This window comes from Umezawaea sp. NPDC059074, assembly GCF_042738955.1.
In the GTDB taxonomy this organism is placed as follows: Bacteria; Actinomycetota; Actinomycetes; order Mycobacteriales; family Pseudonocardiaceae; genus Umezawaea.
Genome location: NZ_JBHYHC010000175.1, coordinates 1 through 16,294, shown reverse-complemented (window position 1 = coordinate 16,294; position 16,294 = coordinate 1). Strand labels below are relative to the sequence as shown.

At 74.7% G+C, this 16,294-nt stretch carries 8 protein-coding genes and 1 pseudogene; 1 reads left to right on the top strand and 8 read right to left on the bottom strand.

The features are described from left to right. Window positions 1–172: 172 nt before the first annotated feature. Genes ACFWW9_RS41955 through ACFWW9_RS41940 form a run of 4 tightly spaced genes read right to left on the bottom strand, consistent with a single transcriptional unit; the run spans window position 173 to window position 3,318 of the window. Window positions 173–1,351: a cation:proton antiporter gene (locus tag ACFWW9_RS41955; protein WP_390388530.1), complete on the bottom strand. Its 1,179-nt coding sequence runs from the start codon at window positions 1,349–1,351 to the stop codon at window positions 173–175. A 4-nt stretch (window positions 1,352–1,355) separates the two neighbouring features. Further along, entirely contained in the window at window positions 1,356–1,829 is a 474-nt protein-coding gene (locus ACFWW9_RS41950) for a cation:proton antiporter regulatory subunit (RefSeq protein ID WP_390388529.1), read from the bottom strand. Window positions 1,830–1,855: 26 nt separating this feature from the next. Continuing rightward, entirely contained in the window at window positions 1,856–2,497 is a 642-nt protein-coding gene (locus ACFWW9_RS41945) for a response regulator (protein WP_390388527.1), read from the bottom strand. 5 nt (window positions 2,498–2,502) lie between these two features. After that, a complete protein-coding gene (locus ACFWW9_RS41940; protein WP_390388525.1) occupies window positions 2,503–3,318 on the bottom strand; it encodes a HAMP domain-containing protein in 816 nt (271 codons plus the stop codon). A 214-nt stretch (window positions 3,319–3,532) separates the two neighbouring features. Between ACFWW9_RS41940 and ACFWW9_RS41935 the strand changes: the two genes are divergently transcribed. Then, a complete protein-coding gene (locus ACFWW9_RS41935) occupies window positions 3,533–3,706 on the top strand; it encodes a hypothetical protein (protein ID WP_390388523.1) in 174 nt (57 codons plus the stop codon). Window positions 3,707–3,751: 45 nt separating this feature from the next. Here ACFWW9_RS41935 and ACFWW9_RS41930 read toward each other — a convergent pair whose 3' ends face one another. From ACFWW9_RS41930 to ACFWW9_RS41915, 4 genes and pseudogenes are all read right to left on the bottom strand, one after another. Continuing rightward, window positions 3,752–4,894: an alpha-hydroxy-acid oxidizing protein gene (locus ACFWW9_RS41930; protein ID WP_390388534.1), complete on the bottom strand. Its 1,143-nt coding sequence runs from the start codon at window positions 4,892–4,894 to the stop codon at window positions 3,752–3,754. A gap of 15 nt (window positions 4,895–4,909) precedes the next feature. After that, a pseudogene (locus ACFWW9_RS41925) lies at window positions 4,910–5,623 on the bottom strand (thioesterase II family protein); the annotation flags it as partial. Next, window positions 5,620–11,784: an SDR family NAD(P)-dependent oxidoreductase gene (locus ACFWW9_RS41920; RefSeq protein WP_390388532.1), complete on the bottom strand. Its 6,165-nt coding sequence runs from the start codon at window positions 11,782–11,784 to the stop codon at window positions 5,620–5,622. The pseudogene ACFWW9_RS41925 and the gene ACFWW9_RS41920, both read right to left, overlap by 4 nt. Before the next feature lie 73 nt (window positions 11,785–11,857). Beyond that, window positions 11,858–16,294 (bottom strand): SDR family NAD(P)-dependent oxidoreductase (locus ACFWW9_RS41915; protein ID WP_390388522.1); only part of this gene is annotated, 4,437 nt, incomplete at its 5' end.

Below are 16,294 nucleotides of genomic sequence, written 5' to 3'. Positions count from 1 at the left end.
CTTTGGACCGCCTTTTACGCCCGACAAGGGCCGAAATGAGGGGCCCCATGTCAAATCGGCCACAGCACGCTGGAAATCGCAGCCGCCAACCGACTGAGCTGGAACAAAAGCTCACGGGGTGACCCGGCCGGATCGAGCGCCGCTCACCGACCCGGCTGCAACGCGCCCCACCTCACCGAACCCCAGCAACCCTCCCCCTCATCAAAAACCCAGCCACCGGCTCAACAAACCGAGCCACGATCGGCCCGATGATCGCCATCAACAACACATAAGCCGTAGCCAACGCCGCCAACTCATCCGACACGTGCCCCGAAGCCACCGCCAACCCCGCGATCACGATCGAAAACTCCCCCCGAGCCACCAACGCCACCCCAGCCCGAGCCCTCCCCATCACCGCGATCCCCTGCCTCCGAGCCGCCCACCACCCGGTAGCGATCTTCGTCAACGTCGTCACCACAGCCAACACCCCCGCCACCCCCAACACCGGCGGAATAGAAGCAGGATTCGTGTTCAACCCAAAAACCACAAAAAACATCGCCGCGAACAAATCCCGCAACGGCTCCAACATCCGAGTAGCGTTCTCCGCCGTAGACCCCGAAATCGCGATCCCCAACAAGAACGCCCCCACCGCGGCCGACACCTGCAACTGCGACGCGATCCCCGCCACCAGCAACGCCGACCCGAGCAGTTTCAGCAGGAACACCTCGTGGTCCGGGCTGTCCACGACGGCCGAGATCACCCGCCCGTACCGCAGCGCCACCACCAGCACCACGGTCACGGTCAGCAGCGCGATCCCCACCGACGTCAGCCCGCCGAGGAAGCTCGCCCCGGCCAGCACCGCCGTCAGCACCGGCAGGTAGACCGCCATCGCCAGGTCCTCGAACACCAGCACCGACAGCACCACGGGCGTCTCGCGGTTGCCCAGCCGCCCGAGGTCTCCCAGCACCTTCGCGATGATCCCGGACGACGAGATGTAGGTGACCCCGGCCATCGCCAGCGCCCCGACCGGCCCCCAGCCGAGCACCAGCGCCGCCACCGCTCCCGGCGCGGCGTTGAGGACGATGTCCAGCACCCCGGCCATCCACGACTTCCGCAGCCCGGTGGTCAGCTCGGACGCCGAGTACTCCAGTCCGAGCAGCAACAGCAGCAGTACCACCCCGATCTCGCTGGCGAGGTGGGCGAACTCCTCGATCCCGTGGAGCGGGATCAACCCGCCGGACCCGAAGGCCAGGCCGCCGACCAGGTACAGCGGGATGGGCGAGATGCCGAACTTCCACGCGACCCGGCCCAGCAGCCCGAGCCCGAAGAACACCGCACCCAGCTGGATCAACGCGACAGCGGTCTCCGGCACGCGCTCAGCCGCCTGTCAGCAGGTCGGCGGCGGCGTCGAGCCCTTCCGCGGTCCCCACCACCACGGCGAGGTCGCCGTCCGCGAACACGAACTCCGGCCCCGGCGACGGGTGAGCCGCCCCCAGCCGGACGACCGCGACGATCGACGCGCTCGTGCGGGTCCGCAGCGCCGTGTCCCCGAGCGTCCGCCCCGCGAAGGCCGTCACCGGCAGCTGCCGGGTGGTGATCCCGCTGATGTCCCGGTGCTGCTCCGTCAACCGCGCCACCAGCTGCGGCGACCCGAGCAGCCCGGCGAGCGTCCCCGCCTCCTCCGGCGTGAGCGGGATCGACACCGACGACGCGTCCGGGTCGTCCTCCCTGGACACGATCAGCTCGAACTTCCCCTCCCGGTGGGAGATCACCCCGATCCGCCGCCCCGCGCGGATGGCGAAGTCCTCACGTACACCTATTCCGGGCAGGGGCGTCACTTCGACGTTCACGGGTAGTCGTTCCTCTTCTCGGACGATCACGGTTCGATGAGCCCGGCGCGGATCGCGTACCGGGTGAGTTCCAGGCGGTCCTTCAACCCGAGCTTCTGCAGCAGGTTCGCGCGGTGCCGCTCCACCGTCTTCACGCTGATCACCAGCAGTTCGGCGATCTCCTTCGACGAGTTCCCCTCGGCGACCAGCTTGAGGATCTCCTCCTCCCGGTCGGTGATCGCCTTCGCCGGGATGCTCTCGCCGTCGCGTGCCCGGTCCAGGTAGTCGCGGATGAGCGATGCCACCGCGCCGGGGTACAGGAACGGCTCCCCGCGCACGGCGGCCCGGCACGCCTCCACCAGGTCCAGGTCCGCGACCGACTTGAGCACGTACCCCGACGCCCCGGCCTTCAGCGCCTCGAAGAAGAACTGCTCGTTGTCGTACATCGTGAGGATCAGGATCCGCATGTCCGGCAGCAGCCGCGACAGCTCGCGCGCCGCCTGCAACCCGGTGAGCCGGGGCATCGCGATGTCCAGGATGGCCAGGTCCGGCCGTTCGGCGCGAGCCATGGCGATGGCCTCCGCGCCGTCACCCGCCTCGGCGACCACGGTCAGGTCCGGCTCGCCGTCCAGGATCAACCGGACCCCGCGCCGCACGAGCGCGTGGTCGTCCGCGAGCAGGATGCGCACGGGCTTCACCGCCGCCCCCGAACGACGAGCCGGACCTCGGTGCCGTGCCGGGGCGCGGGACCGACGGCCAACTCCGCGCCGATCAGCAGCGCGCGTTCCCGCATCCCCCGGATGCCCGCCCCCTCCTCCGCACCACCCATGCCGCGGCCGTCGTCGCGGACGCACAGCTCCACCCCGGCCGACGTCGACCGCAGCAGGACGTCCACCTGCTGGGCCTCGGCGTGCCGGACCGTGTTCGTCAGCCCTTCCTGGGCGACGCGGTAGACCACCAGTTCGGTCTCCTTGTCCAACTCGGGCAGGTCTCGGTCGAACGACAGCCGCACGACGTGGTCGGAGAACTCGGCCACCAACGCCTTCAGCGCGCTGACCAGCCCCAACTCCTCCAGCACCCCCGGCCGCAACCGGCGGGCGATCCGCCGCACCTCGTCGTGCAGCTCCTGGGCGACCCGGCGGCGCTCGGCCTCCTGCGCGGACAGCGCGCGGGCCGAGCTGAACCCGCGTTCGGCCTCCAGCCGGTCGAGCATCCCGTTGAACGTGGTGATCAGCTCGGCGATCTCGCCGTGGCCCGCCGCGGTCAGCCGGGGGCCGGGTTTGAGCAGGTCGATGGTGGTCATCGCGCGGGTGAGCCGGTCCAGCGGGGCCAGGCCGAGGCGGATCAGGGCGGCGTTCGCCACGAGCAGGACGCCCAGCCCCGCCGTGAGGATCAGGGTCTCGGTCAGCGCGGCCGGAGCAGACACGGTCATCGGCCCGAGCACGAGCACCGCGGCGGCCGCTACCAAGGCCACGGCGTTGAGCAGGAAGATCCTGCCGAACAAGGACACGCGCGCTGCCTCCTGGAGATCACTTCCGGTCCGCACGAGGGTGACCCGGATTCCGCCGGGTGTCCATCCGTGGTGACACCCATGTTCGCCCCGGCGGACCGGACCCGCCGGTCGTCCGGTGGCGGACGGCACCGGCCGGGAATGGGCGGACGACCCGATCGCGCCCGACCCCTCCCGCGGGAGATCGTGGAGGCACCCCACGAAGGAGGAGCCCGTGGTCCGAACAGAGCACCGGAAGCCGATCCGCCTCACCCGCCGGACGAAGTGGACGCTCCTGGCCGTCGCCGCCGCCCTGGTCGCGGCCGGAGTCCTGCTGCCGGACGCGCTGCCCCTCGCCGCGGGCCTGATCCTGGCGGGGTCCGTCGGCGTCGGCAACGACGCGCGCTGACCCCGCCGTCCAGCGGTGGGTTCGACCGCATCGGGGCGGTCGAACTCACCGCAGCAGGTCGGACGTGATGTCGGCGGTGCTCGGGCAGCCCGCGAGGGCCATGGCCAGGTCGAGGTCGGCGAGCAGGCAGCGCAGGACGTGGGCCACGCCGTCCTGGCCGTCCAGGGCGAGGCCGTAGACGTAGGGCCTGCCGTAGAGGACGGCGTCCGCGCCCGACGCCAAGGCCTTCAGGACGTCGCTGCCGGTGCGGATCCCGGAGTCGACGAGGACCGGCACGTCGTCGCCCACGGCGGCGCGGACGGCGGGCAGGGCGTCGAAGGCCGCGACCGTCCCGTCCAGCTGCCTGCCGCCGTGGTTGGAGACGACGACGCCGTCGATCGCGCCGAGGTCGAGGGCCCGGCGGGCGTCCGCGGGGTGCAGGACGCCCTTCAGCAGGATCGGCAGCGACGTGACCTTGCGCAGCCAGGGCAGGTCGTCCCAGTCCAGGGAGGGGTTGGCGAACACGCGGGCCCAGTGGCCCACGACCGAGCCGCCCTCGGGCAGCCCCGCCTGGAACGCCGGGTCGGAGGTGAAGTTCGCGATCCCGTGGCCCCGCAGGAACGGCAGGTAGCCGTGGTCCAGGTCGGTGGGCCGGTAGCCGAACGTCGGCGCGTCGACCGTGAGGACGATGGCCGTGTACCCGCTCGCCTCGGCGCGGCGGACCAGCGACTCGGCCACGGTCCGGTCCGACGGCCAGTACAGCTGGAACCACCTCGGGCCCGCACCGGCGACGGCGGCCACGTCCTCCAGGCTGTGCGAGGACCCGGTGGACAACACGAACGGGACGTCGACCGACGCCGCCGCGCGGACCGTGGCCAGTTCGCCCTCGGGGTGCACGACGGTCTGCGCCGCGATGGGCGCGAGCAGCACCGGCGACGGCAGGCGTTGGCCGAGCAAGGTCACCGACAGGTCGCGGCGGGCCGCGCCGCGCAGCATCCGCGGGACCAGCTCCCGCCGTGCATAGGCCCGCCGGTTGGCCTGGCCGGTGTCGCCGGTCCCGGCGTCGCCGAGGACGTAGCCGACCGCCTCGGGCGTCATCACGGCACGGGCCGCCGCCTCCAGCGCGGTCAGGTCGGTGGTGAGCTTCGGCGCGCCGCCGAGGTAGACCTCCCTGACGAGGTCGGCGGGCGTGCTTCCCTGGTCCCGCAGGCGGTCCGCGAGCAGCCGGGCCACGGCGGGGTCCCGGCCGACGAGGGCGAAGTGGTCGCCGGACAGGATCTCGGTGTCGCAGCCGTGCGTGGTGTGCCGGGCCCAGCCCCGTGTCTGCGCGAGGGTGTTCTTGGGGTCGGCGTCGGCCAGCAGCACGGTGATCGGCGCCTTCAGCGGCGCGTCGGACGGGCACCGGTAGCGCCGCAGCGCCCGGTGGTCGGCCCGCAGCAGCCGGAGGATCTCGGCCACCACGTCCTCCTCCCGCAGCAGCGCCTCGGGCACGCCGCCCAACCGCCGGAGTTCGGCGACGACCGCGGCGTCGTCCAGGGTGTCGAGGTCCTGCTCCTGCCAGTCCTCGCTCGGCGGTCGGGCCGCCGAGACGAACAGCCGCACGACCGCGCCGCGCTCCTCCAGCAGCCGGGTCGTCTCGAACGCGACGAGGGCTCCCATGCTGTGCCCGAGCAGCGCCACCGGCCGGTCGGTGAACGGCGCGAGGAACCGCGCGGCCTCCGCGGCGAGGTCGGTGATGTCCGCCGCGCAGGGCTCGGACCGGCGCTCGCGGCGGCCGGGGTACTGGACGGTGAGGACCTCCACGTCCTCGGGCAGCGCGCGGGCCAGCGCCGTGAAGGCGTCGGCGGCCGCGCCCGCGTGCGGGAAGCACGCCAGCCGCACGGCCGGGTCCCGCCGGGGGTGCGGCGCGCGCACCGGGGTGTTCTCGGCCAGGGTCATGACGTCCCCTCCTCGGAGGCGGGTTCGGCCAGGCGGTCGGCCAGGTGGGCCGGGGTCGGCCAGTCGTAGATGAACGTTGCGGGCAGGCGGATCCCGGTCGCGGCGGCGATCCGGTTGCGCAGCTCCACCGCGGCGAGCGAGTCGAGGCCCATGCGGTCGAACAGGTCGCGCGGGTCGACGGCCTGGCCGGAGGCGTGGCCCAGGACCACCGCGGTCTCCTGCCGCACGATGTCCAGCAGGGTAGTGGTCGGCGCGGCCACGACCGGGTCCGTGCTCCGGGTGAGGTCGCGCAGCAGCCGCGGGGCGGTGTCGCCCAGGCCGTCGAGCGCCCACTCGGCGGCCACGGCCGTCGGCGCGTTGCGCCGGAGCGCCGCGTCGAGCAGGTCGAGCCCGCGCTTCTCCGACAACGGCAGCACGCCGAGGCGGGCCATGCGGGCGATGTCGGAGGCCGCGAGGTCCGACCCCATGCCGTCCGCCCCCGACCACAGGCCCCAGACCACGGAGATCCCCGGCTGTCCCGCCGACCGCCGCTGCTCGACCAGGGCGTCCACGAACGCGTTGCCCGCCGCGTACCCGGCCTGCCCGGCGGAACCCAGTGTCCCGGCCAGCGACGAGAACACCACGAACGCGCTGAGGTCGTGGGTGGCCTCGTGCAGGTTCAGCGCCGCGTCGGCCTTGGGCCGCAGCACGCGGTCCAGGTCCGCCGGGGTGATCGACGCGAGCACGCCGTCGTCGAGCACGCCCGCCGCGTGCACCACGCCGCCGAGGCGGACGCCGTCCCCCTCCAAGTCGGCCAGCACCGCGTCCAAGGCGGCCCGGTCGGCGGCGTCGCAGGCGAGCGACCGGACGTCGGCCCCGAGGTCGACCAGGTCCTCCACCGCGAGGGCCGCGGCGCTGCCCGGTTCCGGCCGGGTCCGGCCCAGCAGCACCAGCTGCCGCACCCCGTGCTCGACGACCAGGTGCCGGGCGACCAGGCGGCCGAGCTGGCCGTGGCCGCCGGTGATCAGCACTGCGCGGGTGGTGTCCCACGGGTCGTCGCCGAGCGGGAGGGTGAGGACGATCTTGCCGATGTGCCGGGCCTCGCCGAGGTGGCGGAACGCGCGCGGCGCGCGGCGGATGTCCCACGTGGACACCGGCGGCGGGTCGAGCACGCCCTGCTCGAAGAGGGCGAGCAGGGCCAGCAGCGCCTCCTGCGTCCGGTCGGGACCGAACTCGCGCACGTCGTAGGCGCGGTAGGCCACCCCTTGCAGCCTGGCGGGATCACGGCGGTCGGTCTTGCCCATCTCCAGGAAGTGCCCGCCGCGCGGGAGCAGCCGCAGGGAGGCGTCGACGAACTCCCCGGCCAGGCAGTTGAGCACCACGTCGACACCCCGGCCCCCGGTGGTCTCCAGGAACCGCTGCTCGAAGTCGAGCGTGCGGGACGAGGCGATGTGGTCGTCGTCGAGGCCCGCGGCGCGCAGCGCGTCCCACTTCGCCGGGCTCGCCGTGGCGAAGACCTCGGCCCCGAGGTGCCGGGCGAGCCGGACGGCGGCCGTGCCGACGCCACCGGTGCCCGCGTGCACGAGGACCGACTGTCCTTCGCCGAGGCCCGCGAGGCCGGCCAGGCCGTGGTACGCGGTCAGGTACGCCACCGGGACGGCGGCGGCCTGCTCGAACGACCAGCCGTGCGGGACCCGGACCAGCAACCGCTGGTCGGTGAGCGAGACCGGGCCGATGCCCGCGAACAGGCCCATCACCCGGTCGCCGGGACGCAGCCCGGTCACGCCGGGGCCCGTCTCCAGGACGACACCCGCCCCTTCGCCGCCCTGGCCGGTGCTGGCAGCGTCCGGGTCGACCGACGGCGGGATCACCCCGAGGGCGAGCAGGACGTCGCGGAAGTTGAGCCCGGCGGCCCGCAGCCGCACCCTGACCTGGCCGGGCGCCAGCGGCTCGGCCACCTCCGGCCACGGGGCCAGCGCCAGCTCGTCGAACGTCTGCCTGCCGACGAAGTCGAGCCGCCAGTGGCGTTCCCCGGCGGGTGGCGTCAGCAGGGTGTCGGGGTCGGCCTCGGTGAGCGTCGGCCGGTAGGCGACACCTCCGCGCAGCGCGAGCTGCGGCTCCCCCGTCGCGAGCGCGGCGGAGAGAACGGCGTGCGACGCCGGGTCGCCGTCGCCGTCGACCAGCACGAACCGGTCGGGGTGCTCGGCCTGGAGGGCTCGCACGAAGCCCCAGACCGCGCGCTGGACGGTCCCCGCAGCGACCTGCTCGCCGTCCACCGCGACAGCGTCGCGGGTGAGCACGGCCAGCCGGGTGCGGGACAGCCGGTCGTCGGCGGCCAGCACCTGGGCGACGGGCAGGACGTGGCGGAGCACCCCGCGCACGGACTCCTCGGCCGGGCAGAGCAGCAGGATCCAGTCCGGCGGCTCGGCGTCGACCAGGGAGGCCAGGTCGGGGTGGACGTCGGCGGCCGTGTCCCAGTGGTCGTAGCCGAGGGGCGCGAGGACCGCCCACCGGCCGAGGTCGGTCGGGTCATCGGTTAGGGGCACGGCCGTCCACGCCGGGACGAGCAGGCCGTCGTCGCCCGCCCGGTCGTCGGGCATCGGCAGCAGCGCGAGGGACCGGATCGACACGACCGGGTTCCCGTCGGCGTCGGCGGCGTCGATCGAGACCGAGCGCGGACCGACCGGCGCGAGCCGGACGCGCAGCCGGGAACCCGCGGGCCCCAGGGTGCGCGCGCCGGACCAGGCGTAGGGCAGCAGGGTTCCGTCCGCGCCGCCCGCGTCCCCCAGACCGCCGAGGGCGAGGGGGTGCAGGGCCGCGTCGAGCAGGGCCGGGTGCACGGCGTAGTCGGCAGGGCGGAGCCTGCCGTCGGACAGCGCCACCTCGGCGAACACCTCCCGACCCCGCCGCCACAGCGCGCGGACGTCCCGGAACGCGGGCCCGTAGTCGAGTCCCCGCTCGGCGAGATCGGCGTAGAGGCGGTCGGGCGTGACGGCCACGGGTTCCGCGTCCGCGGGCGGCCACGCGGTCAGGTCGACCGGCGGTTCGGCGGCCGTCTTGGCGAGCGTGCCGCGGGCGTGCCGGGTCCAGTCCCCCGGCTCGTCCTCCTCCCGGCGCGCGTGCACGGTCACGGCCCGCAGGCCGTCGGCGTCCGGGGCGGCGACGAACACCCGGAGCTGGAACTCCGCGTCCTCGGGCACCTCGAACGGGGCCTCCAGGACGAGTTCCTCGACGACGTCGCAGCCCGCCTTGGCGGCCGCCCAGTCCGCCATGGACAGCAGCGCCGTCCCCGGCACCAGCACTGCCCCGGCGACCCGGTGGTCCGCCAGCCACGGGTGGTCGGCGAGCGACAGCCGACCGCTCAGCAGCAGCCCGTCCGACTCGGGCAGTTCGACGAGCGCGCCGAGCAGCGGGTGGCCGGACGGGGTGAGGCCCGCCGAGCGGAGGTCCGCGTGGCCGGTCCGCGCGGGTGCGGGCAGCCAGTAGCGCTCGCGCTGGAACGCGTAGGTCGGCAGCGGGACGCGGCGGCCCCGGTCGGCGAAGACCGCGGCCCAGTCGACCGCCTGACCGCTGACGTGCAGCTGGGAGACCGCGGCCAGCAGCGTCTCGGTCTCGGACCGCTTCGGCCGCAGGGACGGGACTGGGGCGGTCACCGGGACGTCGGCCAGGCACTCGGCGGCCAGCGCGGCGAGGTCGCCACCGGGGCCGAGTTCCTGGAAGCGGGTGCAGCCCAGGTCCACGAGGCTGAGCACGCCGTCCTGGAACCGGGTCGTGCCGCGCGCGTGCCGCACCCAGTAGTCCGGGTCGGCCAGTTGGCCGGGTTCCACGGGCTTGCCGGTCAGGTCGGACACGAGGGTGATCCGCGGTTCGGCGGGGGTGGTGCGCGCGGCCACGTCGTGCAGCTCCGCGAGCACCGGGTCGACCAGCGGGGAGTGGAAGGCGTGGCTGACGCGCAGCCACGTGGCCGTGCCGCCCGCCGCGCGGAACGCGTCGACGACGGCGGTGAGCGCGTCGCGGTCGCCGGAGAGCACGGTCGACTCCGGCCCGTTGACGGCCGCCACCGCCAGCACGTCCTCGTGCCCTGCGACGAGGGCGGCGGCCTGGACCTCGGTCGCGCGCAGCGCCGCCATGGCCCCGCCCTCCGGCAGCCGGGCCATGACCCGGCCCCTGGCCGCCACCAGCGCGGCGGCGTCGTCGAGCGTCAGGACACCGGCCACGTGGGCCGCCGCCAGCGCGCCGACGGAGTGCCCGAGCACCGCGTCCGGCCGCACGCCCCACGACTCCAGCAGCCGGAACAGCGCCACCTCGCAGGCGAACAGGGCGGGCTGCGTCCAGTCGGTCCGCCCGAGCAGCGCCCCGCCGTCGGTCGCGAACACCACGTCCCGCAGCGGGCGGTCGAGGTGCGGGTCGAGCGCGGCGCACACGGCGTCGAAGGCCTCGGCGTAGGCCGGGAACGTCCGGTGCAGCTCCTGCCCCATGCCGGGCCGCTGCGCGCCCTGACCGGCGAACAGGAACGCCGTCCGCCCCTCGTCCGCCGTGGCCTGGAACAACAGCGGCCCGGTGCCGTCTGCGGCGATGGCGTGCAGGCCCGCCTCCAGCTCCTCGCGGTCGGCGGCGAGCAGGGCCGCGCGGTGCTTCAGCGCGCCGCGGGTGGTGGCGAGCGAGAAGCCCAGCGAGGCCAGGTCGACGGTCCCGGTGGCGAGGTACGTCAGGAGGCTGTCGGCTTGGGCGCGGAGGGCCGACGGGGTGCTCGCGGAGAGCAGGAACGGCAGGACCGCCAACGGCGTCGAGGCCACCTCCGCAGGAGTGTCCACAGTGGACGCGGCTTCGAGGACCACGTGGGCGTTGGTGCCGCTGATGCCGAACGACGACACGGCCGCGCGCCGCGGGTGGTCGTTGTCCGGCCACGACAGCGGCTCGGTCAGCAGCGCGACCCGCTGGTCGGACCAGTCCACGAACGGGGTCGGTTTCTCGACGTGCAGGGTCGCGGGCAGGACGCCGTGGCGCAGGGCCTCGACCATCTTGATGATCCCGCCGACGCCCGCGGCCGCCTGCGTGTGGCCGATGTTGGACTTCAGCGAGCCGAGCCGCAGCGGCCGGTCCGGCGTGTGCGCCCGCCCGTAGGTGGCGAGCAGGGCTTGGGCCTCGATGGGGTCGCCGAGCTTCGTGCCGGTGCCGTGCGCCTCCACGACGTCGACCTGCGCGGCCGACACCCCGGCGTCGGCGAGGGCCCGTTCGATGAGCTGCTCCTGGGCGGCGGCGTTCGGGGCGGTGAGGCCGTTGGACGCCCCGTCCTGGTTGACGGCCGACCCGCGGATCACCGCCAGCACCTCGTGACCGTTGCGCACGGCGTCCGACAGCCGTTCCACCAGCAGGAGGCCCGCGCCCTCGGCCCAGCCGGTGCCGTCGGCGGACTCGGCGAACGCCTTGCAGCGGCCGTCGGCGGCCAGACCGCGCTGCCTGCTGAACTCGACGAACGACGTGGGCGTGGCCATGACCGTCACGCCGCCCGCGAGCGCGAGGGAGCACTCCCCGCGCCGCAGCGCTTGGGCGGCCAGGTGCAGCGCCACCAGGGAGGACGAGCACGCCGTGTCGACCGTGACGGCCGGGCCGGTGAGGTCGAACGTGTAGGCCAGCCGCCCGGACGCGACGCTGCCCGCGCTGCCGGTGCTCAGGTACCCCTCGTACTCCTTCGGGGCGGGGACGAGCCGGGACGCGTAGTCGTCGTACATCGCGCCGACGAACACGCCCGTGCGGCTGCCGCGCACCGACGTGGGATCCAGGCCCGCGCGTTCCAACGCCTCCCACGCGACCTCCAGCAGCAGGCGTTGCTGCGGGTCGATGGCGTGCGCCTCGCGCGGGGAGATGCCGAACAGGTCCGCGTCGAACGAAGCGGCGTCGTGCAGGAACCCGCCCTCACGCGCGTAGGACGTGCCGGGGTGGTCCGGGTCCGGGTCGTAGAGCGCGGACAGGTCCCAGCCGCGGTTGTCCGGGAACGGGCCGACCGCGTCCACCCCGTCGGCGACGAGCCGCCACAGGTCCTCCGGCGAGGCGACCCCTCCGGGGTACCGGCACGCCATGCCGATGATCGCGATCGGCTCGCGGTCCTTCTCCTCGGCCTCGCGGAGCCGCTTGCGGTAGTCCTGCGCGTCGGCGACGGCCTTCTTCAGGTAGGTCCGCAGTTCCTCTTCGTTCGCCACGTGAATCTCAGCTCTCCGGCGTGCCGCTCGTCCGGTTCGGTTCGGGTGGGGCTGTTCAGGTGAAGTCGTTGATCAGCGCGAACAGCTCCTCGTCGCTCGCGGAGTCCAGTACCGGGGGCTCGTCCCTCCTGCCCGCCGCCTCCTCCGCGGCGTCGAGCAGGGCGCGGAGCTCTGCGGTGATCCGCTCGAACGCCACGGGGTCCTCGGCGGCCCGGCGCACGGCGTCGGCGAGCTTGCCGAGCCGCGCGGTGACGGGTTCGTCCTCGGGCGTCGCGACCAGGTCGCGCAAGTGGCGCACGAGGGCCGCGGGCGTCGGGTGGTCGAACACCAGGCTCGCGGACAGCCGCAGGCCGGTGCTCCGGGTCAGCAGGTTGCGCAGTTCCACGGACGTGAGCGAGTCCAGACCCAGGTCCCGGAAGGGTTTGCCGGTGGCGACCGCCGCCGGGTCGCCGTGGCCGAGGACGGTGGCCACGTGGCCGCGCACGAGGTCGGTCAGCACCCGGTCCACTTCGGACTCGGGCAGCCCGGCGAAGTCCACACCGGACTCGGCGACGGTGGTCGTGGCGGCGCGCGGCACGAAGCCGGACAGCAGCGGCGGCACGGGTTCGCGCAGCCCCTTGGTGTCCAGCCGGGTCACGGCCAGCACGGCGTCCTCCCCGGCCACGGCCGCGTCGAACAGGTCGAGCGCGTCCGTCGTGGCCAGTGGTCGCAGGCCGGTCCTGGCCAGCCGTCGCCGGTCCGCCTCGGTCAGGTGGCCGCTCAACGCGCTGGCCTCCTCCCACAGGCCCCAGGCCAGCGAGTGCGCGGGCAGGCCGGACGCCCGGCGGTGCTCGGCGAGGGCGTCGAGGAAGGTGTTGGCCGCCGCGTAGGACGCCTGCCCGGCGGTGCCGAGCAGGCCCGCGACCGACGAGTAGAGGACGAACGCCGACAGGTCCAGGTCCTTCGTCAGCTCGTGCAGGTGCCAGGCCGCGTCGAGCTTCGCCGACAGCACGCCGTCCAGCCGCTTGTCCGTCACGTCCTCGAACACGGCGTCGTCGGTCACGCCCGCCACGTGCACGACCGCCGTGAGCGGGTGCTCCTCGGGGATGCCCGCGAGCACGGCCGCCAGCGCGTCGCGGTCGCTCACGTCGCACGCGGCGACCGTGACCTCCGCGTCCAGGTCCTCCACTTCCCCGCCGCGCCGGGAGACCAGCAGCAGCCTGCGCGCCCCGTGCTCGGCCACCAGGTGGCGGGCCAGGCGGGTGCCGAGCGCGCCGGTCGCGCCGGTGATCAGGACGGTGCCGCGGTCCCACCGGGGCGCTGTCCCGGTCGGGGTCGCCGCGACGAGCCGTGGCGCGAGCACCCGGCCGTCGCGCACGGCGACCTGCGGTGCGGCGGGGAGGGCGGGCAGGTCGTCGGTGTCGAGGTCGGCGAGGACGATCCGGCCGGGGTGCTCGGTCTGGGCGCTGCGCACGAGTCCCCAGACCGCGGCGGCGGCCAGGTCGGGGACGCCTTCGCCGCCGGTCGCGACCGCACCGCGCGTGGCGACGACGAGCGTCGAACCCGCCGTCGTCTCGTCGGCCAGCCAGGTCCGCACGGCGCGGAGGGTTCGGCCCAGCACCTCGCGGGCGGCCTCGGGAACGGTCGACCCGATGGAGCGGGTGTCCAGGACCACCGTCTCGGCCACGGGGTTCCCGACCTCGACGGGGACCCACTCGACCCGGTACAGCCCACCAGGCCGGACCGCGCCGCGCTCGAACGGGCGCAGCACCAAGGAGTCCACCGAGGCGACGGGCGACCCGGTGCCGTCCGCGATCGTGATCTCCCCCGTGTCCCGGAGTCGGACGCGGAGCACGGACGCGCCGGAGGGGCGCAGGTCCACGCCACGCCAGGTGAACGGCACCAGCGGCGCGTCCGCGTCGAGCAGCAGCGGGTGCAGGGCGGCGTCCAGCAGGGCCGGGTGCAGGGCGTAGCGGCGGGCCTCCGGGCGTTGCGGCTCGGGCAGAGCGACCTCGGCGAACAGCGCGCCGTCGCCATGCCACGCCCGGCGCAGGCCTTGGAAGGCCGGGCCGTAACCGGGGAACGCGGTGGCGAAGTCGGCCAAGGAGACCTCGGTGGCGACCGGCGGCCACGCGGTCAACCCTTCGCCGCCGTCGCCCGTCGGGACCAGCGCGCCTTCGGCGTGCGTCGTCCACGGCCCGTCGTCGGGCCGCGCGTGCAGGGTGAAGTCGCGGCGGCCCTCCTCGTCGGGCTCGCCTACGGTGAACTGGAGTTGCACGGCCCCGGACGTCAGGAGCAGGGGCGACGAGAGGGTCAGTTCGGCGACCCGCGGCACCCCGACGAACCGGCCCGCGCTCACCGCCATCTCCACGACGGCGGTCGCCGGGACGAGCGTGACGCCCGCGACCACGTGGTCGGCCAGCCACGGGTGCGTGTGGGTGGACAGCCGCCCGGTGAACACGTGGGTGTCGCGGTCGGCCGCGCTCAGGACCGCGCCCAGCACAGGATGTCCCGTGGCCGTGAGGCCGAGACCGCCCGCGTCCACGGCTCCCTCGGGGGCCGACAGCCAGTACCGGTCGCGCTGGAACGCGTACGTCGGCAGGTCGACGCGGCGCGCGCCGGGGAACACCGCCCGCCAGTCCGGGGTGGCCCCCCGCAGCCGCAGCAGGGCGGTGGTGCGCGCGACCGCCTCGGCCTCGGACCTGCCGCGGCGCAGCGTCGGGACCACCTCGGCGGCGGGGTCGGCCAGGCAGTCGCGCGCCAGCGTGGTCAGGACCGCGTCGGGGCCGAGTTCGACGAACGTCGTGACGCCTTCGCGTTCCAGGCAGCGGACGCCGTCCGCGAACCGCACGGCCTCGCGGACGTGGCGCACCCAGTACTCCGGGGTCGTGATCGCGCCCGAGAGGTCGCCGGTCACGTTGGAGACGACCGGGAAGCGCGGCTCGTGGAACTCCAGGGTCCGCACGACGGCCCGGAAGTCGTCCAGCACCCCGTCCATGTGCGGCGAGTGGAAGGCGTGCGAGACGGTCAGCCGCGCGGTGCGCGCGCCCTTCGCCCGCCACAGGGCCGCGACCTCGTCCGCCGCGTCGGCGTCGCCGGAGATCACGACCGCGCGGGGACCGTTGACGGCGGCGAGGTCGACCCGGCCGTCGAGGGTGGCGCGGACGGCGTCCTCCTCGGCCTCGATCGCGATCATCGCGCCGCCGCGCCGGGCCGCCTGCATCAACCGGCCGCGTTCGGCGACCAGCAGGCAGGCGTCCGGCAGGGTCAGCACGCCCGCCGCGCACGCCGCCGTGATCTCGCCGATGGAGTGGCCGAGCACCAGGTCGGGGGTGGTCCCGCGGTGCTCGAACACCCGGAAGAGGGCCAGTTCCACCGCGAACAGCGCGGCCTGGGTGAACACCGTGTCGTTGAGCGGGCCGGTGTCCGCCTCGGCGAACAGCACCTCTTGGAGCGGCTGGGGCAGCAGCGGGTCCAGGTGGCGGCACACCTCGTCGAGCGCCGCCGCGAACACCGGGTCCGTCGCGTGCAGCTCACGGCCCATGCCCGGCCGTTGGCTGCCCTGGCCGGTGAACAGGAAGGCCGTCTTGCCCGACGTCCTGGAGCCGAGCACGACGCCCGGCGCGGGGTCGTCGGCCGCGATGGCGGCCAGCCCGCGCAGCAGCGCCGCGCGGTCCGCGCCGACCGCCGCGGCCCCGTGGTCGAGCAGGGCACGGCCGGTGGCCAGCGAATAGCCGACGTCCGCGAGCGCCAACGCGGGGTGGTCCTCGACGTGCCGGGCGAGGCGGGCGGCCTGCGCGCGCACGGCGTGGTCGGTCTTGCCGGTCACGATCCACGCCACAGTGCCGTCGTGCGGGGCAGGGGGCTCCACGACGTCCGGGGCCTGTTCGAGGATCACGTGCGCGTTCGTGCCGCTGATCCCGAACGCCGACACGCCCGCGCGTCGGGGCCGCGCGACCGCGGGCCACTCCCGGTGCGCGGACAGCACTTCCAGCCCGCTGGCGGCCCAGTCGACGTGCGGGGACAGCGCGTCCGAGTGCAGCGAACGCGGCAGCACTCCAGCGCGCAGGGCGCCGATCATCTTGATCACCCCGCCGACCCCGGCCGCCGCCTGGGCGTGGCCGATGTTCGACTTCAGCGACCCCACGAACAGCGGGCGCTCCCGGTCCGGCCCGTAGACCGCGGCCAGCGCCCCGGCCTCGATCGGGTCGCCGAGCACGGTCCCGGTGCCGTGGGCCTCCACGGCGTCCACGTCGGCGGGTGTCATCCCGGCGTCCGCCAACGCGCCGCGCAGCACGGCTTCCTGCGACGGGCCGTGCGGCGCGGTCAGCCCGTTGGACGCGCCGTCCTGGTTCACCGCGCTCCCCCGCACCACGGCCAGCACCCGGTGCCCGAGCCGTCGGGCGTCGGACAGCCGTTCCACCAGCAGCAGGCCCACGCCCTCGGACCAGCCGGTCCCGTCCGCGCCCGCGCCGAACGACTTGCACCGGCCGTCGGCCGACAACCCGCGCTG